Below are 23,340 nucleotides of genomic sequence, written 5' to 3'. Positions count from 1 at the left end.
GTTATATCAACGGCCCCCCGGGCCGCCCACCGACGGCACGACCCGGGAGGATGGGTGGTTCAGCGCGAGCGGCGGGGGCCGCCGCGAGGAGCCGGGCGGCCAGCCCCACTCCGAGGCGCCTTGCTGTTCCAGCGCGGCTCGGAATCACGCGTTTTGCGTTCCTTCCAGTCCTGGAAGCCGCCGCCCTCGCCTGGGGGCGCCTTCTTCACACCCGCGCGGACGATGCGCTCGCCAGAGCCGCTGAACGACGCGCCACCGCCGCGAGACCGGCTGCCGGTGTCCTCACCGCGACGCTCGCGGCGCTCGGGGCGGCCCGCGGACTCACCGCGAGGCTTCCATTCGCGGCGCTCCGGACGGTCACCGCCCGCGCCGGCGGGCTTTCCGAAACGGCCGCGAGGCGCACCGCCCTCGTCACCGCCACGGCTCGCGGGCTTGCCGAACCGGCCACCACCGCGCGACGCGCCGCCCTCGGCGCCGAAGCGAGCGCGCGGGGCGCTGTCGTCACCACCCCGGCCCGCGGGCTTGCCGAACCGGCTGCCACCACGGGGCGCACGTCCCTCGTCTCCGCCGAAGCGGCTCGAGGGCTTGCCGAAGCGGGACGCGCCGCCCTCGGAACGACCCGCGCCAGCGGGCTTCCCGAAGCGGCCACCGCGGGCGGCACCTTCGTCACCGCCGAAACGGGACGCGCCGCGCGACGCACCGCCTTCGGAACGACCCGCGCCAGCGGGCTTGCCGAACCGGCCGCCGCGAGGAGCATCGCCCTCGTCGCCACCGAAGCGGCGCGCAGGCTTGCCGAAGCCACCGCCGCGAGACGCGCCACCCTCGTCGCCACCGAAGCGGCTCGTAGGCTTGCCGAAGCGACCACCACCGCGAGGTGCATCACCCTCAGCACCCGCGCGGGCCGGCTTGCCGAAGCGAGCGCCGCCACGCGCGGCACCGCCTTCCTCACCGAAGCGGCCCGCCGGCTTGCCGAAGCGAGCGCCGCCACGGCCAGTACCGCCTTCCGCACCGAAGCGGCCCGCCGGCTTGCCGAAGCGACCCCCACCGCGCGCAGCACCGCCTTCCGCACCGAAGCGGCCCGCCGGCTTGCCAAAACGACCACCACCGCGAGCAGCACCGCCCTCGTCACCGAAGCGACCCGCCGGCTTCCCGAACCGGCCGCCACTGCGAGCAGCACCACCCTCGTCACCACCACGGCCCGCGGGCTTGCCGAACCGGCCGCCACCGCGAGCAGCACCACCCTCGTCACCACCACGGCCCGCAGGCTTGCCGAAACGACCACCGCGCGCAGCACCGCCCTCGTCACCACCACGGCCCGCGGGCTTGCCGAAACGACCACCGCGCGCAGCACCACCCTCGTCACCGAAGCGACCGGCGGGCTTCCCGAAACGACTGCCGCCACGTGCGGCACCACCCTCGTCTCCGCCACGGCCCGCGGGCTTGCCGAACCGACCGCCGCGCGAGGCGCCCTCTTCACCACCGAAGCGGCTCGCGGGCTTGCCGAAGCGCCCCCCACCGCGAGGCGCATCACCCTCAGCGCCCGCACGGGCACGACCCCCTCCGCGCGACGCAGCGCCCTCGGCGCCGAACCGGCCACCCGCGCGCGACGCAGGCCCCTCGGAACGCGCCGGACGCGCCGGCCTGCCGATGCGCGAGGTGCCACGGGACGCACGCTCACCTTCGGGCTCGCTGAACCGGCCCGCGCCCCGCGCGGCCTTGCCGTACGTGGCGCCCTCCGACTCCGTCACCTCATCACCGTCGTCATCGAACGACGGCACGTCCTCATCCAGGTCCGCATCGTCGTCCGTGGCCAGCGTCGCCCCGCGCTTCGCGAACTTCGGCGGACGCGTGCCTCCGTCCTGCACGCCCTTCCACTCCTTGCGCTCCGGACGCGCCTCGCGGGTCTTCGGCCCGGTCGAGGCCTTCTTCTCCGCGCGCGCCGCCTTGCGCGGCGGCGCCACCGGCGCGTCGTCGTCCATCGACAGCTCGATGTCGTCGTCATCCGCCTCGCTGAAGCCCGGCGCCGTGCGCCCATGACGGCGCGGCGGCAGCCTCAGCTCCGCGGCCGACGGCTGCGCGCGGCCCTCCGCCACCTCCGTGAGCTGCGTGACCTCCGAGACCTTCAGCGGCCGCAGCTCGCCGGGCCGCAGCCCCTCCACGCCCACGCCCGCGTAGTTCGGGCGGAACAGGCGCACCACCGGGTGCCCCACCGCCGCGCACAGGCGCTTGATGAGGTGGGGACGGCCCTCCGCCACGACGATCTTCAGCCAGGTGTTGCGCTCGGCCTTCTCGAAGATGTCCACCGACACCGGCGTGGCCATGCCGTCTTCCAGCCGCACGCCGCCGCGCAGCTTCTCCAGCGTGGGCTGGTCCGGCGTGCCCTTCACCTTCGCCAGGTACGTGCGCGGCACCTGGAAGCTCGGGTGCGTGAGCTTGTGCGCCAGCGCGCCGTCATCCGTGAAGAGCAGCGCGCCCTCCGCGTCGTAGTCCAGACGCCCCACGGGGAACAGGCGGCGGCCCGTCTCCTCCACGTAGCTGGCCACCGTGGGCCGGCCCTGCGGATCCGACAGCGTCGTCACGACGCCCACGGGCTTGTAGAGCAGGTAGTACGACGATTCTTCCGGCGGCGTGACGAGCTTCCCATCCACGGTCACCAGGTCCACCCCGGGCTCCACCCGGCTGCCCAGCTCCGTCACCGTCTCGTTGTTCACTCCGACGCGACCGGAGGTAATCAGTTCTTCCGCGTGCCGGCGCGAAGCCACTCCCGCGCGAGCCAGGTACTTCTGCAAACGTTCCGCCGCCATTCCGTGCCTTCTTCCAGTTGCCGCCCATCACTCGGGCTTGGGCCCCTCGCTATCACCCTTCTCGGGCGAAGGGGGGCTTTCCAGGATGCTGGCGCTGACCTTCTGGCTCCGCTCCGCGGCCGCCATGGCCTCCTCCAGCTCCTCCAAGGCGGCCTCGCTGGCCGCCTCGTTCTTCTCCATCCGCTTCGTGAACCCCGGGTCCGACAGCGCCGCCACCGTCCCCGCGGCCACCGGTGCCGGCGGCGCCGCCTCCTTCTCCACGATCTCCCGGTGCTCCTGGGTCAACTCATGGAATTCCCGGAGCGTGGGCAGCGCGGAGAGGTCCTTCAGCGCGAAGAACTCCAGGAACTCGCGCGTGGTTCCATAAAGAATGGGGCGGCCGACTTCTTCCCGCTTGCCCAGGATCTTCACGAGCTTGCGGTCCATCAGCGCCTTGAGCACCGCGCCACAGTCCACGCCGCGGATGTCCTCCAGCTCCGGCCGGGTGACGGGCTGGCGGTACGCGATGATGGCCAGGGTCTCCACCGCCGCGCGGGTGAGCCGCTGCGGCTTCACCCGGAGGTAGCGCCGGACGTACTCCGCGGAGTGGGGGTCCGTGCGGAACTGCCACCCGCCCGCCACCTCGTAGAGGACGACGCCGCTGATGCCCTCGCGGTGGATGCCGGAGAGCTGATCCAGCGCCTGGAGGATGGCCTCCCGGGGGATGCCGGTGGCCTGGTAGAGCTCGTCCACGTCGAGGGGGCGCTCGGCGACGAAGAGCACGCTCTCCAGCACCGTGCGGATGCGGTCCGGGGAGAGGTTGCGGCTCTTGGAGACCAGCTTCTCGAAGGAGGACTGGAGGTCCGGGACGCTGTCGTCCGAGTCCTCCTCGATGGCGGCCGCCTCCACCCCGTCCAGCTCCGCGTCGTCCGGGCCGGGGCCGGTGACGGAGGCGATCTCCTCCTCCGAGAACTGGCCGGGGCCGCCGGGCGTGCCGGGGGCGGGCGTCTCGTCCGCGTCGTCGGGACCGTTACCGGTAGTCACTCTCGTCGACCTCCGTGGGGATGAGCTTCTCCAGCGCGTCCCCGTTGGGCGTCACCTGGATGGGGCCCAGCGGCTCCTCCTGGAAGACCCTGATGAGGCGGCGCTTCACCATCTCCAGCATGGCGATGAAGGTGATGACCACCTCCTGGCGCGTGGCCGCCTCCGTGAACAGCGCCTCGAAGAGCACCTGCCCGTCCTTCTTGAGCCGCTCCGCCACCCGGAGGATGGCCTCCGACAGGCTGACGCGCTCCAGCACCACCTCGTGCTGCTTCTTGGGCGTCAGCCGCTCGAGCACGCGGTCGAGCGCCTCCACCAGCTTGAGGACGGAGATCTCCTGGAGGCCCACCTCGTCCTCGGGGATGGGGACCGCCTCCACGGGCACCTTCCGGGCGAACACGTCCCGGTCCAGGATGTCCTGCCTAGCCAGGTGCTCCGCGGCCTCCTTGTACTTCTGGTACTCCAGCAGCCGGCGCACCAGCTCCGCGCGCGGGTCCTGCGCCTCCTCCACCGCCGCGAGCACGTCCGCCCCTTCCGGCACCTGGGCGGCGTCCTGCCGGGGCAGGAGCATGCGGCTCTTCAGGTGGGCGAGCGTGGAGGCCATCACCAGGAACTCCCCGGCGATGTCCAGGTTCAGCTCCCGCATCCGCTCCAGGTACTCCAGGTACCTGGCGGTGATGAGGGCCAGCGGGATGTCGAAGATGTCGACCCGGTGCTCCTTGATGAGGTGGAGCAGCAGGTCGAGGGGGCCCTCGAAGTTGGGAAGCGCGACCCGGAACGCGTCTCCAGGCGTGCGCGGGACTCCCTCCCCGTCGGGGTCCGGTGGGAGGTCGTCGGGCGGTGGGGGCTTGCGACCTTCGCTCACCGGCCGGCGTCCTTCTGGGGGGATGGGAACTTCGTCATGCGAAAGGGCCCGAATTTCCGGCCTTTAGCGCGCGCCGGGGGGACAGACCTCCTTAGCAATGCCTCCCGGGGGGGTCAAACATTTGAACAGGAACAGGTGTTCAGGGAATTCCCACGGCCTTGCGGACCCGGTCCATCAGGCGGGTGGCTTCGGCCCGGGCGCGCTCGGCGCCGTCCGCGAGGATGCGCTCCAGCTCCCCCGGGTCGTTGAGCAGCTCCTGCCGGCGCTGGCGGGCGGGGCCGAAGGTGACGTGGAAGGCCTCCAGGAGCTTCTTCTTGAAGTCGCCGTAGCCCTTGCCGCCGGCCCTCCAGGACGCGTCCACGTCGGAGAACTCGCCGGGCGGGAGCATCAGCTTGAGCAGCTCGTAGAGCGGCGCGTCCGTGGTGGGCTTGGGGGCGTCCACGGGGGTGGAGTCCGTCTTGATGGACATGATGCGCTTCTTGATGTCCTTCTCGTCGCCGAACAGCTCCAGGGTGTTGCCGTAGGACTTGGACATCTTCTGTCCGTCGATGCCGGGCACCGTGGCGGCGTTCTCCTGCACGAAGGCGGAGGGCAGCTTGAGGATGCCGGGCGCGTGGCCCCGCTCCTTCCCTTCCGGATCCGCCGGGTCGTAGCCCGGGACGTACTGGGTGTTGAACTTCACGGCCCAGTCGCGCGCGAACTCGATGTGCTGGATCTGATCCTTGCCCACGGGTACCTGATCCGCGCTGTAGAGCAGGATGTCCGCGGCCATCAGGACGGGGTACGCGTAGAGGCCGAAGTCCGGGCTGATGCCGCGGGCGATCTTGTCCTTGTAGCTGTGGGCGCGCTCCAGGTGCGACTGGGGCACCACGGTGCCGAGGATCCAGTTGAGCTCCAGGACCTCCTTCACGTCGCTCTGGCGGAAGAGGACGGCCTTCCTGGGGTCCAGGCCCAGGGACAGGTACGTGAGCGCCGCGTCGCGCGTGAGGTCCAGCGCGAGCTGGGGGTCCCGGACGGTGGTGAGCGCGTGGTAGTTGGCGATGAAGTAGAAGGCCTCGCCCTGGTCCTGGAGCTGCACGAATTGCCGCAGCGCCCCGTAATAGTTGCCGATGTGCAGCCTTCCGGACGACTGGACGCCTGAGAGAATCCGCATCGCGATTCGCGCTCCGAATGACGGGTGGAGGACACGGCTCGTTCGCATACCCGCCGTCACGCTGCAACCTTCCGTTGGGACGGGTGGGCCCTTTCAACGCCTGACATTCGCGCGCCCGGCGTCCCTGGAACATTGCGCCCCGGCAGGAAAAACCCAGCAGTTCCGAGGGGTTGAGGGGCCTCAGGTCTCCCGCTACCCTGGTGGCCGGCGCAGCATGTCCGACCTGCCTTGGAGGGCGCCCACGGATGGAAGCGTTCACAGGAAACCTGGCCAGCTACCGGCTCCAGTTGGTGGTGCCGCCCCTGTTCACGGCACCCGGGGTGGAGGGGACGCTGCGGGTGGAGCGGGGGGCGGTGCGCCGGGAGTTCTACCTGCGGGACGGGCACCTGGTGGGGGTGGCCTCCACGGATCCGAGGGAGCACCTGGCGCAGGTGCTGGTGAACCTGCGCATCCTGGACGCGCCCCGGGCGGCGGCGGCGTTCGAGGCGGCGGAGGGGGCGAACCTGCCCTACGGCACGTTCCTGGTGCAGCGCTGCTTCGTGGAGCTGTCGCAGCTGACGGAGGCGATGGAGCACAAGGCGCGCGAGGCGTTGTTCGACTGCTACACCTGGGAGTCGGGCGAGGTGGAGTTCACGCCGGGGCTGCCGTTGTCGGGGCGGGCGGTGGGCTTGCGGCTGCCCCTGGCCACGCTGCACCGGGACGCGGTGGCGCGGGTGCAGGAGTGGGCGCAGTTCCGGGAGATCTTCCCGCGCCTGGACACGACGTTCCGCGTGTTCCGCGAGTTCGCGGTGGAGACCTTCTCCGAGGAGGAGGACGTGCTCCTGGACCTGGCGGCCGGCGGCGCGACGCTGGGCGAGCTGCTGGCGAGCGCGAGGGAGGCCCCGCTGTTCGCGGCGCGCTGGGTGCTGCACCTGTACCGGAGGGGAGCGCTGGCGCCGCACCGGTCGACGGGGCCCACGGTGGGTGAGTCCACGGAGTTCACGGAGCTCCTGGCGCTGGTGCGCGCGTTCCTGTCGTCGCGCAAGTACGACCTGGCGGTGGCGCTGGCGGCGCAGGTGCTGGAGCGGGGGCCGGTGCCGGAGGCGCACGCGCTGTACCGCGAGGCGGAGGTGGGGTTGACGCTGGCCTTGAGTGACGCGCTGTTCGCGTTGGACGGACGGCTGGTGTTCGAGCCCATCCCCCGCCCCACCCCAGCGGACCTGACAGCGGATGATCTGTATCTCTATTCCAAGCTGAGGGGCAGCCGGAGCATCCGACAGGCGCTGCGCACGGCGGCCATGGGAGAGCTGGCCGCGTCGCGTTCGGTGGAGCGGCTGCGGGCGGCGGGGCTGATCCGCGTGGCCCCGGCGGCGCCCGGGACACCTGAGCCCGAGCCCCGGAGGACGACGACGGATCCGTATGGGTTGAACCTGGGGGACCTGGGCGGGAACTGAGGGCCCAGCCGAAGTCGCGTCGAGCCTGGAAGGACTGGCGGCACGGCCATTGCCGCTCGGCGATCCGGCTCAGCTCGCGACGCGCAGGGGCACGCTCGCGGCGCGGGTCGCCGCGTCCACCCGTTCGAGCCACGCGCGCAGACGCACGCGCCGCTCCACCTCCGCGCCCTGCCAGGGCGTGAGCGGCGTCCGCAGGCTGTGCAGCTGCGCGAACAGCGCGAGATCCGCCACGCTGAGCGCGCCGTTCAACCAGAAGCCGTGCTCCGGCGCCCGCGCCTCCAGCTGATCCAGCAGCAGCCCGAAGCGGCGCCAGCACGCCTCCGGCCCCGCGCGCCAGACGTCCCGCGCCACCAGCTTCTCCACCTGCTTGCGCCGGATCAGCGTGGGCACCACCGCGCGCACCGGCGCCGGCATGAAGTGGAAGAACGCGGCGCGTGTCCGGGGCCAGTTGCGGCCATCCGCCCAGCGCGACGCGACGAGGAAGCCGTTGAGGGCCGTGTCCGCCAGCTCCTCCCACAGCAGCGCCTCCGGCGACGCGTCGATGCGGCCCGGCGCGAGCTGCTGGATGCGGGCGAGGATGGCCGTGGAGTCGGGCACTGCCTCCTCCCCCACCCGCAACACCGGCACCTGGCCGGTGGGGTTGTGCTTGCGGTGCGCGGCCGGGTTGTCCGCGCAGCCGCGCGCATAGGGCAGCCCCGCGTACTTCAAGGCCCGGTGCACCTTGAGGCAATAGGGGGAGTAGCTCTCGAGGCCGGGCAGGCCCGGGTCGGCCAGCTCCAGCAGGGTCAGGGGAAGCGAAGCGTTCGAGGTCATGACGCCACGATGGGCCCGCCTCGTGACAGCCGTCTGTCAGGTTTGTGGCGCGCCGCGGGAGCGCGGCCCCATCACGTCGCGGCCGGGCGCTTGCGCGCGGGGGGCTTGGGCTTGAAGGCGTCGCTGCGCGGGTGGAACTCGTCATACACCTTGCGCAGGCGGGCGCTGTTGACGTGCGTGTAGATCTGCGTCGTCGCCAGGTCCGCGTGGCCCAGCATCTGCTGCACCGCGCGCAGGTCCGCGCCGCGCTCCACCAGGTGCGTGGCGAACGAGTGCCGCAGCTTGTGCGGCGACAAGGGCTTCAGGATGCCGGCCTTCAGCGCGTAGCGCTTGAGCAGCTTCCAGAAGCCCTGCCGCGTGAAGCCCTCCCCTCGCGGCGTGACGAAGAGCGCCTTCGCCTCGCGCCTGCCCAACAGCTCCGGCCGCGACCGGGCCAGGTACTCCTGGACCTTCTCGATGGCCACGCGCCCCAGGGGGACGATGCGCTCCTTGGAGCCCTTGCCCTTGGTGACGAGGTAGCCAGCCGTGAGCTGCACGTTGTTGATCTCCAGCGTGCACAGCTCCGTCACGCGCAGGCCGGTGGCGTAGAGCACCTCGATCATGGCCTTGTCCCGCAGGCCGGTGACGGTGCGCTCGTCGGGCGCGGCGAGCAGCTGCTCCACCTCCTCCAGCGTGAGGAACACGGGCAGCTTGCGGGGCGACTTCGGCGTGTCCACGTCCTCGGTGGGGTCCTTGTCCGCCAGCCGCTCCGCGACGAGGAAGCGGTGGAAGACGCGGAGCGCGGCCAGGTGGCGCGCCTGGCTGCGGCGGCCCAGGCCCCGCTTGCCCAGCGTCATCAGGTGCGCGAGCACGTCCTCCTGGGTGACGCGCGCCGCGTCGTCCTTGCCGCGCGAGCGCAGGTCCTCGAAGTACACGGTGAGGTCCGCCGCGTAGGCGTCCACCGTCTTGCCGGACAGGCCCCGCTCCGCGCGGATGAAGGCGATGAACGCGTCGAGCAGTCCTTCCATGGCACCGGAGGGTAGCGAAGAAGCGCGGTGGGGCAACTCCCCGGCCCGCGCCCGCTGCCGGGCCCGCTGGGGGGCATGCGCCCTCGCCCCGTCGTTGCCTTCCTCCGCGGGCGAGGCCAGCATCCGCACCCTCCCCTACCAGGAGCGGCGAGGATGCGCGGACAGGCATGGATGTGGATGGCGGTGCTGATGCTCGGCGGCGTGGGCGACGCGGCCCTGGCCCAGGCGGCGAAGACCAAGGAGGGCAAGGTGAAGGCCATCACCGACGTCAACCTGGTGCTGGAGAGCCCGGCGCCCGGAGGCCCGCCGCTCAACTACGTCATCGACACCGCGAAGCAGCCCGCGCTCAAGAAGACCCTGGAGGGCATCAAGGCCGGCGACACCGTGAAGGTGACCTACGCCCCCAACGAGGTGGGAGCGAAGGTCGTCACGACCGTGGAGAAGCGCTGACCCCACCAACGGCCCCCGGCCACCTCAGGCCTGGGGCTCCGCGGAGGCCTCCTGCGCGTGCGCGCGCTCCAGCGCCTCCACCACCCACGGCCAGCCCACCAGGATGTTGCCCGGCGAGCGCAGGCACGCGTCCGCCACCGCCAGCACCTCCGCCGGCCGCGAGCGCACCGCCAGCGCCAGGTGGCGGCCCAGGAACGGGTGCGGCAGGTAGCTCAGGTTGTGATGCCGCACCGGCACCCACCGCAGCGTGGGCTTCCCCGTGAAGCGCTCCACCGCGTACGCCACCGCCTGCGCCAGCACCTCCAGCGCGTAGAACGGCAGCCGGAACGCGCACATCAGGAAGGCCACCAGCGCGCTCGCCGCCACCGCGCCCGCGAAGGACACCGTCGAGGCGCTGCTCCACACCAGCATGGGCACCATGCTCGTGGCGATGGCCGCCACCTGCACGTTGCGCACGGAGGGACCGCGCCCGCTGGCCAGCCCCCCGATGCTCCCCGCGGACAGGCCGGACACGATGCCCAGGCACAGGCCCACCGTCATCGCCGCCCCGCCCCCGGACTCCGGCCCGAAGGCGCCGCCCGCCGTGGCGTGCAGCGCCGCCAGCATGGACACGCTCGCCAGCGAGCCCAGCAGCACCCCGGACGCGAGCCCCGACACCAGCGCCACCACCAGCCCCACCGCGCTGCACAGCGCCGCGGAGACCAGGTACACGCCCCGCATCGGCACGCCCATCAGCCTCAAGCCCACCCCCGCGACCACGGTGAGCACCGGCGACAGCACCACGAGCAGGAGCAGCATCCGCGCCACGAAGGCCCCCGCGGCACGGCCCCCTTCGGCCTGCTCGCGCCACAGCTGTCCGATGCGGCCCGCCGGAGAGCGGATGCCCGCCTCGCGCAGCCGGTAGTGCAGGTCAATCGGACGGAACACCAGGAGCCCGAGCAGCGCGAGCGCGCCCGGGACCCGCTCCGGTAAGTCGACGACAGGCGTTGCTGGAAGATCCCCCTCGGCCAAGGCTTCCCCCTCTGGAAAGGATTTCAGGACTCCAGACTACCCTTGCCCTGCCTCAGGATTTCAAGCGTATCGCCTATCAGTGAAACCACCGTGGACGGCTCGTTCAACGTGACGCCTCCGTCAAGAATGAGATCCAGCCCGTGCCCCAGCGCCGCCTTGATGTCCCGAGCGTCGGAGAGGACCGTACCGTCCGTGTGGGTGGCGGAGGTGGTGATGAGCGGGCGGCCGAGCGCCTTCGCCAGCTCGCGGGGCAGGCCCGCGTCCGGCACGCGCAGGCCCACCTGCTTCTGCTTCGTCATCATCACCTCTGGCACCAGGCGCGTGGCCTCCAGGATGAACGTGAAGGCCCCCGGCGTGAGCCCCTTCATGACCCGGTAGGCGAAGTTGCTCACGTGCGCGTAGCGGGCGACGTCCGACAGGTCCGGGCACAGCAGCGACAGCGGCTTCTTCTTGTCCCGCCCCTTGAGCTGGTACAGCCGCTCAATCGCTCTCTTTGAATTCAAATCGCAGCCAAGCCCGTAGTAGGTGTCCGTGGGGTAGGCGATGAGGCCGCCCTTCTCCAGGATCTCCACCGCGCGCGCGACATGGCGCGGCGAGGGGTGATCAACGTCCACCTCGAGGATGGGAGCGACGGCGGCGGGCATGACGGCAGGCTCCTGGGAGAGACCACCCCGGGTGAGGGGGTGTGCCCCCCACTATGCGCCGCCGCTGGCCTCTTCCGCACGGATTTCGCCGCTGCCCATGAGGGCGCGGCGGGTGAGGACCGGGCCCACCAGCTCGTGCACGGTGATCATCGCGACGAGGAGCACCTCCACCTGCGGCCCGAAGGACGGGAAGGTGCGCGACACCAGCGCCGCCAGCCCGAACGTCACGCCCGCCTGGGAGATGAGCCCCATCCAGAGGTAGCGCTTGAGGCGCGGGTCCTCCGCCGGCGCGAACCTGCGGCACGCGCTCCAGATGGCCAGGCCGCGCAGCGCCACCAGCAGCAGCGCCGCGGGCCCCACCGCCATCATCGAGTCCAGCCGCAGCCCCGCGCCCGCCGCGGCGAAGAAGAGCGCGAACACCGGCAGGCCCGCCTGGTTGATGGCCTGGTGGATGCGCCGGCCCTCGCGCTCGTCCAGGTTCGCGATGAGCGCGCCCGCCGCCAGGGAGACGAGCACCGGCGAGAGGTGCAGCCGCGAGCCCCCCTCGGCCGCCGCGAACAACAGCCCCACGAGGAACAGCGGCAGCTCGCGGTTGACGCTGCGCATGTACAGCAGCATCACCACCGCCAGCAGGAACCCCACGCCCACCGAGCCGACGAGCTCCCACCCCACCCCGCCCACCAGCGCGGGCACGTCCAACCCGTTGCCGAACGTCGCGCGGGTGATGCCCGCCGCCAGGCCGAAGGCCACCATCACGAACAGGTCCCCGATGATGACCAGCGCCATCAGGAACTCCGTGAAGGGGCCGCGCGCGGACGTCTCCTGCACGATGGCGATGGTCACCGTGGGAGAGAACGACACCACCACCGTGGACAGCAGCGCGCTCACCGCCAGCGCCTGCGGCACCGTCATGGGGGAGAGGAACGGCAGCACGGGCTTGAGCGCGAACGTCGCCCCGAAGCACACCGCGAACGTCACCCCGCACACCGCCGTGCAGAGCAGCGCCACGCGCGCGCCCACCCGGCGGATGAGCCCCAGGTGCAGCTCCGTGCCGGCGACGAGCGCGATGAGGCTCACCGCCAGCCCCTTCACCAGCTCCAGCCCCTTCACCCCCGCGTTGGGGATGAAGCCCAGCGCGAAGGGCCCCACCGCCACGCCCACCAGCAGGTAGCCGGTGAGGCGCGGCAGGCCCAGGCCCTTGGCCACCTTGCCCGCGAACAGGCCGCACAGCAGCAGCGCGCCCGCCGCCAGCAGCACCGGCGTGCCCGCGTCCGCGCGCACCACCTGCGCCTGGGTGATGGCCGCGAGCAGCGCCATGAGCAGCAGCAAGCGGAAGATGGAGCCCTTCATGCCGCCACCCCCGCGTCACCCTCGGGAGGCGCGTCCCGCGAGGGTTCGGAGGGCCGGGGCTCCGCGGCCAGCACCTGCCGGAAGGCCCCGTGCGCGAGCATCTCGTTGACAACGGCGCCCGCCGCCACCACGTCCAGCACGCGCTGCGACAGCGAGCCGGGCACCAGCATCACGTACTCCGCGACCAGGCACAGCGCCAGGCCCCCCTGGGAGATGAGCGCGTAGCCGAAGCGCGGCGGCAGGTCCAACACGCCCGCGGTGAGCCGCCGCGCGAACCGCCCGCCCAGCACCTTGCCCAGGAAGCGCAGCCCCACGAACGCGGGCAGGAGCGCCCACGCCGCGACGTCACGCGCCTGGAGGTGGCTGCCCACCAGGAACACCAGCACCAGGTACGTGGGGCGCTCGACCCGGGAGAGCGCCCGCGCCACCCGCTCCGCGGTGCGCCCGCCGATCAGCGCCAGCGTCGCGCCGCACGCCACGCCGGCCAGCAGCGCCGACAGCCGCAGGTACGCCGCCGCGCCGCCCACCAGCGCCACCATGCCCAGCGTCACCGTGCTCTGCTCCGCCAGGTCCTTCAGCGAATGCGTGAGGAACGCCAGCAGCGCGCCGCACGCCACGCCCAGGAGCAGCGCCAGCGACAGCAGGCCCAGCCCCTCCACCGCGTTGCCGGTGGCGCCCAGGACCAGCCCCAGCGCGAGCACGCCCAGGCCCACCGCGTCGTCCATCATCGTGAGCAGCGCCACGCCCAGGCCGCGCGCGCGCTCCAGCCGCCCGTTGCGGTAGCCCAGCACCGCGAAGTGGCTGGAGGACAGGCTCGCCGCCGCGCCCAGCAGCGCCGCCGCGCCCACCGCCACCAGGGGCCTCAACCCCAGGGACAGCAGCAGCGGGACGGACAGGGGCAGCGCGACGAAGAGGAACGCCGTGCCCGCGTGGGCGACCGCCGCCGCGTAGACGGGCCGGGGCAACAGCCGCAGCAGGCGCGGCTCCAGGTTGAGCCCCAGGAGCACCCCGCCCGTGCCCAGCCCCAGCGCCATCAGCGGGCGCAGCGAGTCCAGGTTGTGCGCGGTGAGCACGCCCAACAGCGACGGCCCCAGCAGCGCCCCAAAGATGAGGAACAGGAGGCCGCTGGCCGCCAGCTGCGCCAGCGCCGGGAAGCGCCCCGGAGCCAGGAGCGACCGGCTGGACGCGAGCAGCGACAACGCCGCGACGATGAGGAAGACGAGCAGCGCTTGCACGGAGCGTGCTTACACCCGTGCCCCCCCGCGCGTCATCAACGCCGGTGCGTGGGCGCCGCCAGGACGGGCAGGGCCACCAGGCGCCCCATTGGCGGGTCGTCCGCGTCCATCTCCAACTGGACGCGCTGGAGGATGCGATCCAGCTCCTCCTGTGGGAGGGCGGGCAGCACGCTCACGAGCACGACGCGATCCTCATCCGCGCCCAGGGCGAGGCTGCGCAGGCCGGCGAACACCGGGACCTCCGCGGACAGGGCCGCGGCGGCGCTGCGCGCTCGGATGACCAGCGGTTCCGGGATGCCGAACTCCCGGAGCCGGCGGATCGCCCGCTCGGTCGTCTCCACCTGTTCGAGGAACGTGATGACCAGGTACACGCGGCCGTCATATCGGAAGACCGCGCATCCTGTCCCCCGTTACTCGTTGCCACCGGGCTGAGCGGGCTCTTCCGGAGCCGGCGCGGCGGGACCCTCGGACGCGGAGGCGTTCCCCGCCTGCCCCTCCATGGCGGCGCGGGCGGCGCGCTTGCCCTCTTCAATCAGCTTCTTGACCTTCTGCCCGCCCTTGCGGCCGATCTCCTCATAGAAGTTCGGGCCGCGGGTGGCCTTGACGCGATCGCCGCCCTTCTTGCCGATCTCCTCGTAGAACTTGGCGCCGCGCTCGGCCTTGACGGTCTCGCCGCCCTTGCGGCCGATCTCCTCGTAGAAGGAGCGGCCGCGCTCGGCCTTCACCGTGGCTCCGCCCTTGCGACCGATGGTCTCGTAGAACTCGCGACCGCGCTCGTTGCGGACCGTCTCGCCGCCCTTACGCCCGGCCTCCGCCACCGTCATGCTTCCCTTGTTGTCCTTGTCCGTCATGTCCGTGTCTCCTCTCGTGACTGCCCAACCCCGTCCGCGCCTTGGTGTCCCTTGCCTGAAACCTTGGGACGGAAGCGCCCCGATGCAAGCAAGCTCCGTACACCGCCAGCCGTTCTCTCCTGACATTGCATGCATAATCCCCAAGGATTTCGCGCGCTTGTCAGGCTTGCTAGGCATCCGGACGGGACGGGTGATTGCCCGGCAGGACGCTCTCGTTGTTCACAACAATTCAGGCCACGTTGCCGATTCCCTGCTCGGTTCCCACCTTGTGCGCAACGCCTGACATCTGGGTTCGCGGGCGGTGGGGGGAGGACTCCTTGGCGAGTGGCGGCAGCGGACTGAAGACCTGGTTGCGCATCCTGGCGCCCATGGTCGTCTCCATTGGCGGTCTGGTGATGCTCCGGCTGTTGGGGCCGGACTTCATCGATCAGCGCACCATCCGGGAGCTGTTGCTCCCCCTGGGCGACTACGCCCCCCTGGCCTACGTGGCCTTCCTGGCCGTGCGGCCCCTGACCCTCCTCCCGGGCCAGGTGCTCACCGCGGTGGGCGGGATGATGTTCGGAACCCTCGCCGCGACCCTCTATTCACTAACGGGCAGCTTCCTGTCCGCCACCCTGCTCTTCTTCGTCGCTCGCAAGCTGGGCACCCGGCCCATGCAGCGGATGTGCGGCAGCAGGTACTCCGCCATCTCCAGGGCGGCGCGGCGGCATGACTTCCACTTCGCGTTCCTGGCCTGCCTCAATCCGCTGTGCCCCACGGACCTCATGCTGATCGCCAGCGCGGCGAGCGGCGCGCGCTTCTGGCCCTCCGTGCTGGGCGTGGTGCTGGGCACCATCCCGGGCACCTTCCTCACCGCGCAGTTCGGCAGTGGCCTGGCGCAGGGCCGCACGGTGATGACCGCCGTGTCCGCGGTGGGCATGGTGGTGTCGCTGGTGCTGGGCGTCATCTTCGGCCGCCGGTTCTACAAGGAGATCAGCGACGCGCCGGTGGAGCCCTCCGCCCCCGAGGCGGTGCCCGCGCGGGACCTGGGCGGCGCGAAGGAGGCGCTCACCACGCCGTGACGCCGCGCAGCTCCTCCACCAGGTGCTGGAGGAGCGCGCGGACGCGGGGCACGGACTGGCGCCCCGGCAGGCACAGCGCGTGGACGGGAGGCCCTTCCGCGGCGTAGTCCGCCAGCACCTCCACCAGCGCGCCAGCGCGCAGGCGGGCGTCGCTCATGAAGTCCAGCACCTGGCAGAGCCCGGCACCGGCGGCGGCCAGGTCCAGCAGTGCGGGGCCGTGATCCACGTCCATGGCCGCGCGCGTGCGCACCACCTGCGGCCCGGCGCCCGGTGACGTCCGGAAGTGCCACTCGCGGGTGAGGCCGCGCGGATCCACGAACTTCAGGCACGCGTGGCGCTCCAGCCGCGACGGGTGCTCAGGCGTCCCGTGCCGAGCCAGGTAGGCCGGCGACGCGAGCGTCATCCACCGCGTGGAGAGCAGCCGCCGCGCCACGAGGCTGGAGTCCTCCAGCCCGCCCAGGCGGATGGCCACGTCGACCTGCTCCTCCACCAGCTTGCTGAGCCGGTCGCTCATGCGCACGTGCAGCGTGAGCTGCGGGTGGCGGGCCTGGAGCCGCGCCAGCCGGGGCAGCAGCACGGGGCCCAGGATGAACGGCAGCGACACCGTGAGCGGCCCCCGGGGCGCGCGGTGCGCCTGGGCCACCGTCTCGCGCGCGGCGCGGATCTGCGCCACTGCCTCGCGCGCCCGCTCCAGGAAGGCGGCGCCCTCGGAGGTGAGGGCCACCTGCCGGCTGGTGCGCTCCAGGAGCCTCGCGCCCAGTTCCTCCTCCAGCCTGCGCACCGCCTTGCTCACCGCCGCCACGGTGACGCCCAGCCGCTCCGCGGCCTTGCGGAAGCTCCGCTCCTCCGCCACGTGGAGGAACGGCAACACGCCCGTGAACAGGTCCATGCCACGGATTGTCAACCGGAGGTTGACGATGGTTCAACCCGGAGGTGCTCACGGCCAATGCGGTTGACGATTAGGGTTCACCCCACACGAAAGGGAGTCCTCATGAAGATCGCGATCCTGGGTACGGGCATGGTGGGCGAGACGCTGGGCAGCAAGCTGGTGGCGCTGGGCCACGAGGTGCGCATGGGCTCGCGCACGCCGGACAACGCGAAGGCCGCGGCGTGGGTGAAGAAGGCCGGGAGCAACGCGTCGCAGGGCACGTTCCGCGACGCGGCCGTGTTCGCGGAGCTGCTCTTCAACTGCACGCGCGGCACGGCCTCGCTGGAGGTCCTGGAGTCCGCGGGCGAGGACGCCCTGCGCGGCAAGGTGCTGGTGGATGTGTCCAACCCGCTCGACTTCACCAAGGGCATGCCGCCGGTGCTCGCCACGCCCCCGGACGACTCGCTGGGCGAGCAGCTCCAGCGCGCCTTCCCGTCGCTCAAGGTGGTGAAGGCGCTCAACACGATGAACTGCGAGGTGATGGTGGAGCCGTCGCGCGTGCCGGGGGACCACGACGTCTTCGTGTCCGGCAACGACGTGGACGCCAAGGCCCGCGTGAAGCAGCTCCTCACGGAGGGCTTCGGCTGGAAGCACATCATCGACCTGGGTGACATCACCACGGCCCGGGGCACCGAGGCGTTCCTCCCGCTGTGGCTGCGCCTGTGGGGCACCCTTCGCACCGGCGACTTCAACATCCACGTCGTGAAGCGCTGAACACCCCTGCCCCCGTGTCTGGAATTGACCAGATGCGTCAGACACGCGGTGTGGATTGCGAGGCCATGGCGCGGACAAACGCAACTTCCCTGGGAAGACACGGATAACCTACCCAAACACACTTTTCCCCCGGTGTTTGGAGGTCCCCATGAGCACGATCGACCGCACCCGCTCCCTCGCCGTGCCGTCCTCCACGCCGAAGCCGGCCACGGAGCCGCTCGCGAAGAAGCCGGCGCAGCACTCGCCCGCGTTCCAGAAGTCCTCCTTCGAGTCGTCGCGCGCGGGCGCGACCAACACCTCCGCGGCGAAGCTGACGGGCGCCACGCAGGCGGCGCCGGCGCAGCAGAAGAACCTGCTGGGCGGCCTCATCGACGCGGCGGTGGGCGGCATCAAGGACATCCCCCGCTTCCTGGAGATGGGCGCGGACGTCTTCAACGCGACCACGGTGAGGGAGATCACCAGCCTCTTCGGCGGCGCGAAGCCGGACCGGGCGCAGGACGGCATGTTCGTGGGCGCGGGCGGCAAGGTGCTCCCGTCGACGACGAAGCTGGGCGACGTGCCGGGCGTCACGCCGAAGAACGACCCGAACCCGGACAAGACGATCCTCTACGTCAACGGCATCATGACGCCGACGGAGGGCCAGCTGAACGAGATGCAGGCGCTGGCGGACAGCTCCGGCGCGAAGGTGGTGGGCATCCACAACGCCACCGAGGGGCTGGTGAAGGACCTGGCCCAGTGCGTGACGGACAAGCTGGACAAGGGCAAGAACCCGGCCGTGGACACGCTGGCGGACACGCTCTACTCGGAGCTGAAGGCCGGACGGGACGTGCACCTCGTGGGCTACAGCCAGGGCGGCCTCATCACGGCGCGCGCGCTGAACGACGTAGCGAAGCGGCTGCGCGTGGAGGACGGGCTGTCCGCCGCGCAGGTGGAGGCGAAGATGAGCCACCTGCAGGTGGAGACCTTCGGCGCCGCGTCCACGAAGTACCCGGACGGCCCGCAGTACGTGCACTACGTCAACAACGCGGACCCGGTGCCCACGCTCACGGGCCTGGGCGGCGACGTGGATCCGCTGGCCTTCCTGAAGGACGCGGGCAAGGGCGCGGTGGTGCACCGCTTCACCGACGGCAACCTGAACCCCATCAGCAACCACATGCTGGACACGCTCTACCTGAAGCACCGCGTGGACTTCGACCAGGCCCGGCAGAACCAGTTCTAGTTCCAGGATCGCGTGAGCCGGGGCGCGGGTAGGATGCCGCGCCCATGAAGCCCTTCCCTGTCGCAACCGCCCTCACCATCGCCGGCTCGGACAGCGGCGGTGGCGCGGGCATCCAGGCCGACCTCCGCACCTTCTCCTTCCACCGCGTCCACGGCACCAGCGCCGTGACGGCCATCACCGCGCAGAACACGCGAGGCGTCACCCGCGTGGACCTGCTCCCGCCCGAAGCCGTCACCGCGCAGGTGGACGCCGTCGCGTCGGACATGCGCGTGGACGCGGTCAAGGTGGGCATGCTGGCCCAGCGCGCGCTCATCGAGGCCGTGGCGGATCAGCTCTCCCGCGTGTCGCTGGGCCCCATCGTGGTGGACCCCGTGATGGTGTCCCGCGCGGGCTCGCGGCTCATCGACGACGCTGCGGTGGAGGCGCTGCGCGCGCGCATGCTGCCCCTGGCCGCCATCCTCACGCCCAACCGCCACGAGGCGAGGCTGCTCGCGGGCATGGACATCGAGACGCTGGAGGACATGCGCGAGGCGGCCCGGCGCATCCACGCCCTGGGCGCCCGCGTGGTGCTCGTGAAGGGCGGCGGCATGCCGGGCGCGCTGCGGGGCACGGATGTCTGGTTCGACGGGACGCGGATGGAGACGCTCTCCGTGGCGCCCGTGGACACGCCGAACACGCACGGCACCGGCTGCACGCTGTCCGCGGCCATCGCCGCGAGGCTCGCGCTGGGCACCCCGCCCCTGGAGGCCGTGCGGCTGGCGAAGGAGTACGTCACCTCCGCCCTGCGCTACCCGCTCGCCGTGGGCCACGGGAACGGCCCGATCGGACACTTCTTTCCGCTGACACACAACTGAAACATAGACAATATGCAATTGATTACAGTTAATTACATATCACAAACATATGAAACATGTATTCAATTGATACATGCTTCACGGGGTTCGCTCCAACCCACTGAAAACAAGAGCATGTAGGCATGATGCTTCCGGTCGGCTGGGTGGATGTAGGTGCCCCGCTCCAGTGTCCACGGGCGAACGGCGTGCCCCTCCTACCTGATCAATGTTTCATGTAGGCATGGCCGATCAGCCCCCGGGCCTGCTCGACCGTTCAGGCTTGAAGGTGCCGGAAATGGCTAAAAGTCTGTTCAGTGCCCGTTCAGGCGCCCGAGAGGCCCCGTCAAGAACCACGGAAAGACTGTTCAGTGCTTCGTGGTGTCGGACTCCAGGCCATCGATGCCTGGCAGCCGTTGCGCGAGCAGTCCCAGCAGCTCCTGGGTGGAGAGGCGCGCGGCGGCGTCCTTGCCCTCCAGCACGCCAGCCACCAGGGCCCGCTTCTGCTCATGGAGCGAGAGCATCTGCTCCTCGATCGTCCCGCGTGCCACCAGCCGGTAGACCGTGACGGGCCGCTGCTGGCCGATGCGGTGGGCGCGATCGGAGGCCTGATCCTCCACGGCCGGGTTCCACCACGGGTCCAGGTGGATGACGCTGGTGGCGGCCGTCAGGTTGAGGCCGAAGCCCCCCGCCTTGAGGGAGATCAGGAACAGGGGCGCGTCGCCCTCCTGGAAGGCTCGCACGCGCTCCGCACGGGCGCCCGCGGGCGTCTGGCCGTCCAGGTACTCGTAGGGGATGCCCTGGGCGTCCAGCACCTCGCGGACCAGGGCCAGGTGGGACGTGAACTGGCTGAACACCAGTGCACGGTGGCCCTCCTCGCGCAGCTCCTGGATGAGCTCCAGGAAGCGCTCCAGCTTGGCGGACTCCAGCTTGGACGACGCGTCGTACAGCCGGGGATGGGACGCGAGCAGCCGCAGCCGCGTGAGCGCCGCCAGCACCTCGATGCGGCGCTCCTGGTCCCTCATCTTCGCCTTGCGCGTCTCCAGGTCGGACAGGGCCGCCAGGCGCGCGTCCTCGTAGAGCGTCCACTCCGGCGGAGACAGGACGACGGGCACGTGCACGTCCGTGCGCGGCGGCAGCTGGGCCTCCACCTGCGCCTTGGTGCGGCGCAGGAGGAAGGGCTGGAGCACCCGGGCCAGCGCGGGCGCGGCCGTCGGGTCCACCTGCCTTTCAATCGGCGCGGCGAAGCGGCTGCGGAACGCCTCCAGGCTGCCCAGCAGGCCCGGGAACACGACGGCGAAGAGGGCCCACAGCTCGCCCAGGTGGTTCTCCAGCGGCGTGCCGGACAGCGCGAACTTGAAGTCGCCCTGGAGCGCCCGCGCCGCGCGGAAGCGCTGCGTGGCCGCGTTCTTCAGGGACTGGGCCTCGTCGAAGACGATGGTGGAGAAGCGCAGCGCGGCCAGCCGCTCGATGTCGCGCACCAGCAGGCCGTAGCTGAGCACCAGCACGTCCCGCGGCCCCAGCCGCTCCAGCGTGCCGCCCCGGTCCTCGGCGTCGGAGAAGAGGGTCACCTTGAGCGACGGCGCGAAGCGCTTCGCCTCGTCCCGCCAGTTGAAGGCCACGGACGTGGGCGCCAGCACCAGCGCGGGGCCGTGCTTCGCGCGCTCCAGCAGCACGGCCAGCGCCTGCACCGTCTTGCCCAGGCCCATGTCGTCCGCGAGCACCCCACCCGCGTTCCACGACGCCAGCCGCGAGAGCCAGCGGAAGCCCTCCAACTGGTAGTCGCGCAGCTCCGTCTTGAGCGTCGCGGGCACCCGGGGCTTCAGCTCCTTCGCCGCGAAGATGCGCTCGACCAGGGACTTCCAGGACGCGTCCGCGTCGATGATCGCGCCCGCCGTGCCCAGCCCCGCCAGCGCCTCCGCCGCGGACGGCCCCACCTCCAGGCCGTGCCGTGACAGGTACGCGTGATCCGCCAGCCGCTCCAGGTGCTCGCGCAGCGCGGCCTCGATCTCCACCCACGTGCGCGCGTCCACCTGGACGAAGCGCTCCTTGCGCCGGGCCGCGTCCAGCAGGCGCGCCAGCTCCACCCGCTCGCCCTCCACGGACAGGCCCCCCAGCACACCGAACCACTCGCGCTTGCGCTCCAGGACGACCTTCAGGTCCCCCGCGCCCCGCTTCGGCACGAGCCGCATGGACGTGCCCACCCACTCCAGCTCCGGCCGGGGCTCCAGCTCCGCGCACGCGGCCAGCACCGCCAGCCCGCCCTGCGCGCTGTGGAAGAGGAAGCAGAACGGCAGCTCCTGTGGCTCCGCCGCTTGCAACGGCAACCGGGCCTGGAGCGCCGTGGCCGCGGCCAGCTCGCGTCCGAAGTCGCGCACCGCGTGGCAGGACCGCGTGTCGCGCCGCACGTGCACGTCGCGAGGCCCCTCGCCGGGCAGGTACGCCGGCCCATCCGGCAGCGCGCGCAGCCGCAGCTCCAGGCGCACCGCGCCGCCGGGCTGTCCCTCCAGTCGGAGGACGGGAAGCTGCTGCGGCGCGATGGACTCGCCCATCACGCTGCGGGGCATGGCCACCGGCAGGCGCACGGAGAGCTTCGACAGGTGCTCCAGCAGCGCCCCGTGGCTCTCGGGCGGAAACGCGTTGCCGTGCCGCTGGAGCACGGTGGCCATCGCCCGCACCTCCGGGCTCACGTCCAGCACCGTGAGCACGTGCGCGCCTTCGTCCCAGAGGAACACCGCGTCCTCTGGCTTCGCCTTGCGCACGCGCTCCAGCAGCGGCGCGGGCAGCACGGTGCCGTCCACGCCCGCGTTCACCAGCACGGTGCCGCCGCGGTCCTCGGCGACCAGTCCCACCTTCGCGCGCTCGATGCGCACGGGGATGTCCTGCGTGCCCTCCAGCGACAGGCGCGGGTGGCTGATCAGCTCGAACAGCAGCGCGCGCGACGCGGGGGCCGTACCGTCGGGGAGCAGCGCGGCGATGCGCGAGTCCGAAGGGCTGAGCTGCGAGCCGTACTCCTGGAGCAGCTTGCGCCGGCCGACCTTCGCGCCCGTCGTGCGCTGGCCCTTCTTCGTGCGCCGGTGCACGTAGGGCGTGACCTCCACGCCGTACCCCTCGATGACGTCCAGCCGCCAGGCGATCTCCACGCCCCCACCGCCGCCCGGACTCTCCTCCACCGCGCGCTCCAGCGCGCGCAGCGTCCGGGCCCACGCGGGCCGCACCAGCTCCTCCAGCGTCTCGCCGAAGTCCTCCGTCCAGCGCTGCCGCAGCCAGAGCAGCGCGGTGTCCACCACCGCCAGTTGGTGCACGCAGAACGTCGCGCCGCACGAGCAGTCCACCGTCACCTCGGACGGGCTGAACGTGAGCCGGGCCTCCGGCAGGATGAAGCCCGAGCCCGGCGGGGACACCGGCAGCTCGGAGCTGCGCGTCTCCTTGAGGCGGAAGCCCGGCAGGTCCGGCTCCTCCACCAGCGCCTCCACCGACAACGCGCGCGCTGGACGCGGCGCGATGCTCGGAGGCACCCGACCGCGCCACGCCATGAGCAGCGCGTGGACCGGGTGCGTGCGCGGGTCGGCCGGAGGCGTGATGCGCTCCGCGACGGAGGCGCGGGCCTCGATGGCGCCCTGCCGCTCGTCCTCCACGTGGCGCCGGGCGAGCGTGGGCAGCAGGTCGCGCATGCGCGGCGTGGGCAGCATCTCCGCGGTCCAGCGGTCGAGCGTGTCCTGGGCCAGCAGCTCCACCAACCGGCGGCGGGAGATGACCGCGCGCACCTGCGGCAGCCAGGCGGCCTCCACGCGCGGGGTGAGCAGCGCCAGGCTCAGGCGCGACAGGTGCTCCAGGCCCTCCGCCCTCAGCCACGCGCGCAGGTCCGCCTCCGTCCGGAACGGGGGCGCGTGCGGGTCCTGCGCGGGCTTGGGGCTGGACGGAGGAGACTGCTCGGCCATGGGGACGACTG

General features: G+C 71.7%; 20 protein-coding genes. 6 read left to right on the top strand and 14 right to left on the bottom strand.

Going from position 1 to position 23,340, the window contains the following annotated elements; translation table 11 throughout:
• Positions 1–59: 59 nt before the first annotated feature.
• The 4 genes from U8525_RS20210 to trpS form a co-directional block, all read right to left on the bottom strand.
• Positions 60–2,804, bottom strand: coding sequence for a pseudouridine synthase (locus tag U8525_RS20210; protein WP_374267912.1), 2,745 nt, complete (start codon positions 2,802–2,804; stop codon positions 60–62).
• A 27-nt stretch (positions 2,805–2,831) separates the two neighbouring features.
• On the bottom strand, positions 2,832–3,827 hold the full coding sequence (scpB, locus tag U8525_RS20205) for an SMC-Scp complex subunit ScpB (RefSeq protein ID WP_374267911.1): 996 nt from the start codon (positions 3,825–3,827) through the stop codon (positions 2,832–2,834).
• Entirely contained in the window at positions 3,814–4,689 is an 876-nt protein-coding gene (locus U8525_RS20200; RefSeq protein WP_374267910.1) for a ScpA family protein, read from the bottom strand. The genes scpB and U8525_RS20200 overlap by 14 nt, the downstream gene beginning before the upstream one ends.
• 139 nt (positions 4,690–4,828) lie before the next feature.
• A complete protein-coding gene (trpS, locus tag U8525_RS20195; RefSeq protein WP_374267909.1) occupies positions 4,829–5,842 on the bottom strand; it encodes a tryptophan--tRNA ligase in 1,014 nt (337 codons plus the stop codon).
• A 245-nt stretch (positions 5,843–6,087) separates the two neighbouring features.
• On the opposite strand from trpS, the gene U8525_RS20190 reads away from it, so the two are divergent.
• Positions 6,088–7,275 (top strand): DUF4388 domain-containing protein, encoded by a 1,188-nt coding sequence (locus U8525_RS20190; protein ID WP_374267908.1) that lies wholly within the window; start codon positions 6,088–6,090, stop codon positions 7,273–7,275.
• A gap of 69 nt (positions 7,276–7,344) precedes the next feature.
• Here U8525_RS20190 and U8525_RS20185 read toward each other — a convergent pair whose 3' ends face one another.
• Positions 7,345–8,088, bottom strand: coding sequence for a glutathione S-transferase family protein (locus tag U8525_RS20185; RefSeq protein ID WP_374267907.1), 744 nt, complete (start codon positions 8,086–8,088; stop codon positions 7,345–7,347).
• Between the two features lie 71 nt (positions 8,089–8,159).
• On the bottom strand, positions 8,160–9,095 hold the full coding sequence (gene xerD / locus U8525_RS20180) for a site-specific tyrosine recombinase XerD (protein ID WP_374267906.1): 936 nt from the start codon (positions 9,093–9,095) through the stop codon (positions 8,160–8,162).
• Between the two features lie 153 nt (positions 9,096–9,248).
• Here xerD and U8525_RS20175 point away from each other — a divergent pair, with 153 nt between their 5' ends.
• Positions 9,249–9,545: a hypothetical protein gene (locus tag U8525_RS20175; RefSeq protein WP_374267905.1), complete on the top strand. Its 297-nt coding sequence runs from the start codon at positions 9,249–9,251 to the stop codon at positions 9,543–9,545.
• 24 nt (positions 9,546–9,569) lie between these two features.
• Here U8525_RS20175 and U8525_RS20170 read toward each other — a convergent pair whose 3' ends face one another.
• From U8525_RS20170 to U8525_RS20145, 6 genes are read right to left on the bottom strand one after another with little or no spacing between them, the layout of a single operon-like run.
• The gene (locus U8525_RS20170; protein WP_374267904.1) at positions 9,570–10,556 is read right to left on the bottom strand and encodes a hypothetical protein; all 987 of its coding nucleotides are present in this window, start codon (positions 10,554–10,556) and stop codon (positions 9,570–9,572) included.
• 23 nt (positions 10,557–10,579) lie between these two features.
• A complete protein-coding gene (locus tag U8525_RS20165; RefSeq protein ID WP_374267903.1) occupies positions 10,580–11,200 on the bottom strand; it encodes an L-threonylcarbamoyladenylate synthase in 621 nt (206 codons plus the stop codon).
• 51 nt (positions 11,201–11,251) lie between these two features.
• Positions 11,252–12,550: a cation:proton antiporter gene (locus U8525_RS20160; RefSeq protein WP_374267902.1), complete on the bottom strand. Its 1,299-nt coding sequence runs from the start codon at positions 12,548–12,550 to the stop codon at positions 11,252–11,254.
• Positions 12,547–13,785: a sodium:proton exchanger gene (locus U8525_RS20155; RefSeq protein WP_374267901.1), complete on the bottom strand. Its 1,239-nt coding sequence runs from the start codon at positions 13,783–13,785 to the stop codon at positions 12,547–12,549. The genes U8525_RS20160 and U8525_RS20155 overlap by 4 nt, the downstream gene beginning before the upstream one ends.
• A 35-nt stretch (positions 13,786–13,820) precedes the next feature.
• Complete coding sequence (locus U8525_RS20150) at positions 13,821–14,156, bottom strand: hypothetical protein (RefSeq protein ID WP_374267900.1); 336 nt, start codon at positions 14,154–14,156, stop codon at positions 13,821–13,823.
• 39 nt (positions 14,157–14,195) lie between these two features.
• Positions 14,196–14,636, bottom strand: a complete 441-nt coding sequence (locus U8525_RS20145) for a general stress protein (RefSeq protein WP_374267899.1) — start codon at positions 14,634–14,636, stop codon at positions 14,196–14,198.
• Between the two features lie 284 nt (positions 14,637–14,920).
• On the opposite strand from U8525_RS20145, the gene U8525_RS20140 reads away from it, so the two are divergent.
• A complete protein-coding gene (locus U8525_RS20140) occupies positions 14,921–15,697 on the top strand; it encodes a TVP38/TMEM64 family protein (protein WP_374267973.1) in 777 nt (258 codons plus the stop codon).
• Here the strand turns inward: U8525_RS20140 and U8525_RS20135 are convergent.
• Positions 15,684–16,586 carry a LysR substrate-binding domain-containing protein gene (locus U8525_RS20135; RefSeq protein WP_374267898.1) on the bottom strand — a complete coding sequence of 301 codons (903 nt, stop codon included), beginning with the start codon at positions 16,584–16,586 and terminating at the stop codon, positions 15,684–15,686. The genes U8525_RS20140 and U8525_RS20135 overlap by 14 nt on opposite strands.
• Before the next feature lie 102 nt (positions 16,587–16,688).
• Here U8525_RS20135 and U8525_RS20130 point away from each other — a divergent pair, with 102 nt between their 5' ends.
• The 3 genes from U8525_RS20130 to thiD all read left to right on the top strand — a co-directional run bounded on the left by U8525_RS20130 (position 16,689) and on the right by thiD (position 19,412).
• Positions 16,689–17,339, top strand: a complete 651-nt coding sequence (locus tag U8525_RS20130) for an NADPH-dependent F420 reductase (RefSeq protein ID WP_374267897.1) — start codon at positions 16,689–16,691, stop codon at positions 17,337–17,339.
• A 148-nt stretch (positions 17,340–17,487) separates the two neighbouring features.
• Positions 17,488–18,558, top strand: a complete 1,071-nt coding sequence (locus U8525_RS20125; protein ID WP_374267896.1) for a hypothetical protein — start codon at positions 17,488–17,490, stop codon at positions 18,556–18,558.
• Positions 18,559–18,602: 44 nt separating this feature from the next.
• Positions 18,603–19,412 carry a bifunctional hydroxymethylpyrimidine kinase/phosphomethylpyrimidine kinase gene (gene thiD, locus U8525_RS20120; RefSeq protein WP_374267895.1) on the top strand — a complete coding sequence of 270 codons (810 nt, stop codon included), beginning with the start codon at positions 18,603–18,605 and terminating at the stop codon, positions 19,410–19,412.
• A 344-nt stretch (positions 19,413–19,756) separates the two neighbouring features.
• Here thiD and U8525_RS20115 read toward each other — a convergent pair whose 3' ends face one another.
• On the bottom strand, positions 19,757–23,329 hold the full coding sequence (locus U8525_RS20115) for an SNF2-related protein (RefSeq protein WP_374267894.1): 3,573 nt from the start codon (positions 23,327–23,329) through the stop codon (positions 19,757–19,759).
• Positions 23,330–23,340 lie beyond the last annotated feature (11 nt).

The organism is Corallococcus sp. RDP092CA (assembly GCF_041903675.1).
GTDB lineage: Bacteria > Myxococcota > Myxococcia > Myxococcales > Myxococcaceae > Corallococcus.
Note: the sequence above shows the minus strand (reverse complement) of the source record. Positions and strands in the feature narration are given on the sequence as shown.

Bases quoted from the DNA above. Each gene is read 5' to 3' on its own strand.
- U8525_RS20135 (WP_374267898.1), bottom strand. From the start codon at position 16,586: ATGGACCTGTTCACGGGCGTGTTGCCGTTCCTCCACGTGGCGGAGGAG.
- U8525_RS20115 (WP_374267894.1), bottom strand. From the start codon at position 23,329: ATGGCCGAGCAGTCTCCTCCGTCCAGCCCCAAGCCCGCGCAGGACCCG.
- U8525_RS20130 (WP_374267897.1), top strand. From the start codon at position 16,689: ATGAAGATCGCGATCCTGGGTACGGGCATGGTGGGCGAGACGCTGGGC.
- U8525_RS20175 (WP_374267905.1), top strand. From the start codon at position 9,249: ATGCGCGGACAGGCATGGATGTGGATGGCGGTGCTGATGCTCGGCGGC.
- U8525_RS20190 (WP_374267908.1), top strand. From the start codon at position 6,088: ATGGAAGCGTTCACAGGAAACCTGGCCAGCTACCGGCTCCAGTTGGTG.
- U8525_RS20145 (WP_374267899.1), bottom strand. From the start codon at position 14,636: ATGACGGACAAGGACAACAAGGGAAGCATGACGGTGGCGGAGGCCGGG.
- thiD (WP_374267895.1), top strand. From the start codon at position 18,603: ATGAAGCCCTTCCCTGTCGCAACCGCCCTCACCATCGCCGGCTCGGAC.
- U8525_RS20165 (WP_374267903.1), bottom strand. From the start codon at position 11,200: ATGCCCGCCGCCGTCGCTCCCATCCTCGAGGTGGACGTTGATCACCCC.
- trpS (WP_374267909.1), bottom strand. From the start codon at position 5,842: ATGCGGATTCTCTCAGGCGTCCAGTCGTCCGGAAGGCTGCACATCGGC.
- U8525_RS20160 (WP_374267902.1), bottom strand. From the start codon at position 12,550: ATGAAGGGCTCCATCTTCCGCTTGCTGCTGCTCATGGCGCTGCTCGCG.
- U8525_RS20125 (WP_374267896.1), top strand. From the start codon at position 17,488: ATGAGCACGATCGACCGCACCCGCTCCCTCGCCGTGCCGTCCTCCACG.
- U8525_RS20210 (WP_374267912.1), bottom strand. From the start codon at position 2,804: ATGGCGGCGGAACGTTTGCAGAAGTACCTGGCTCGCGCGGGAGTGGCT.
- U8525_RS20185 (WP_374267907.1), bottom strand. From the start codon at position 8,088: ATGACCTCGAACGCTTCGCTTCCCCTGACCCTGCTGGAGCTGGCCGAC.
- xerD (WP_374267906.1), bottom strand. From the start codon at position 9,095: ATGGAAGGACTGCTCGACGCGTTCATCGCCTTCATCCGCGCGGAGCGG.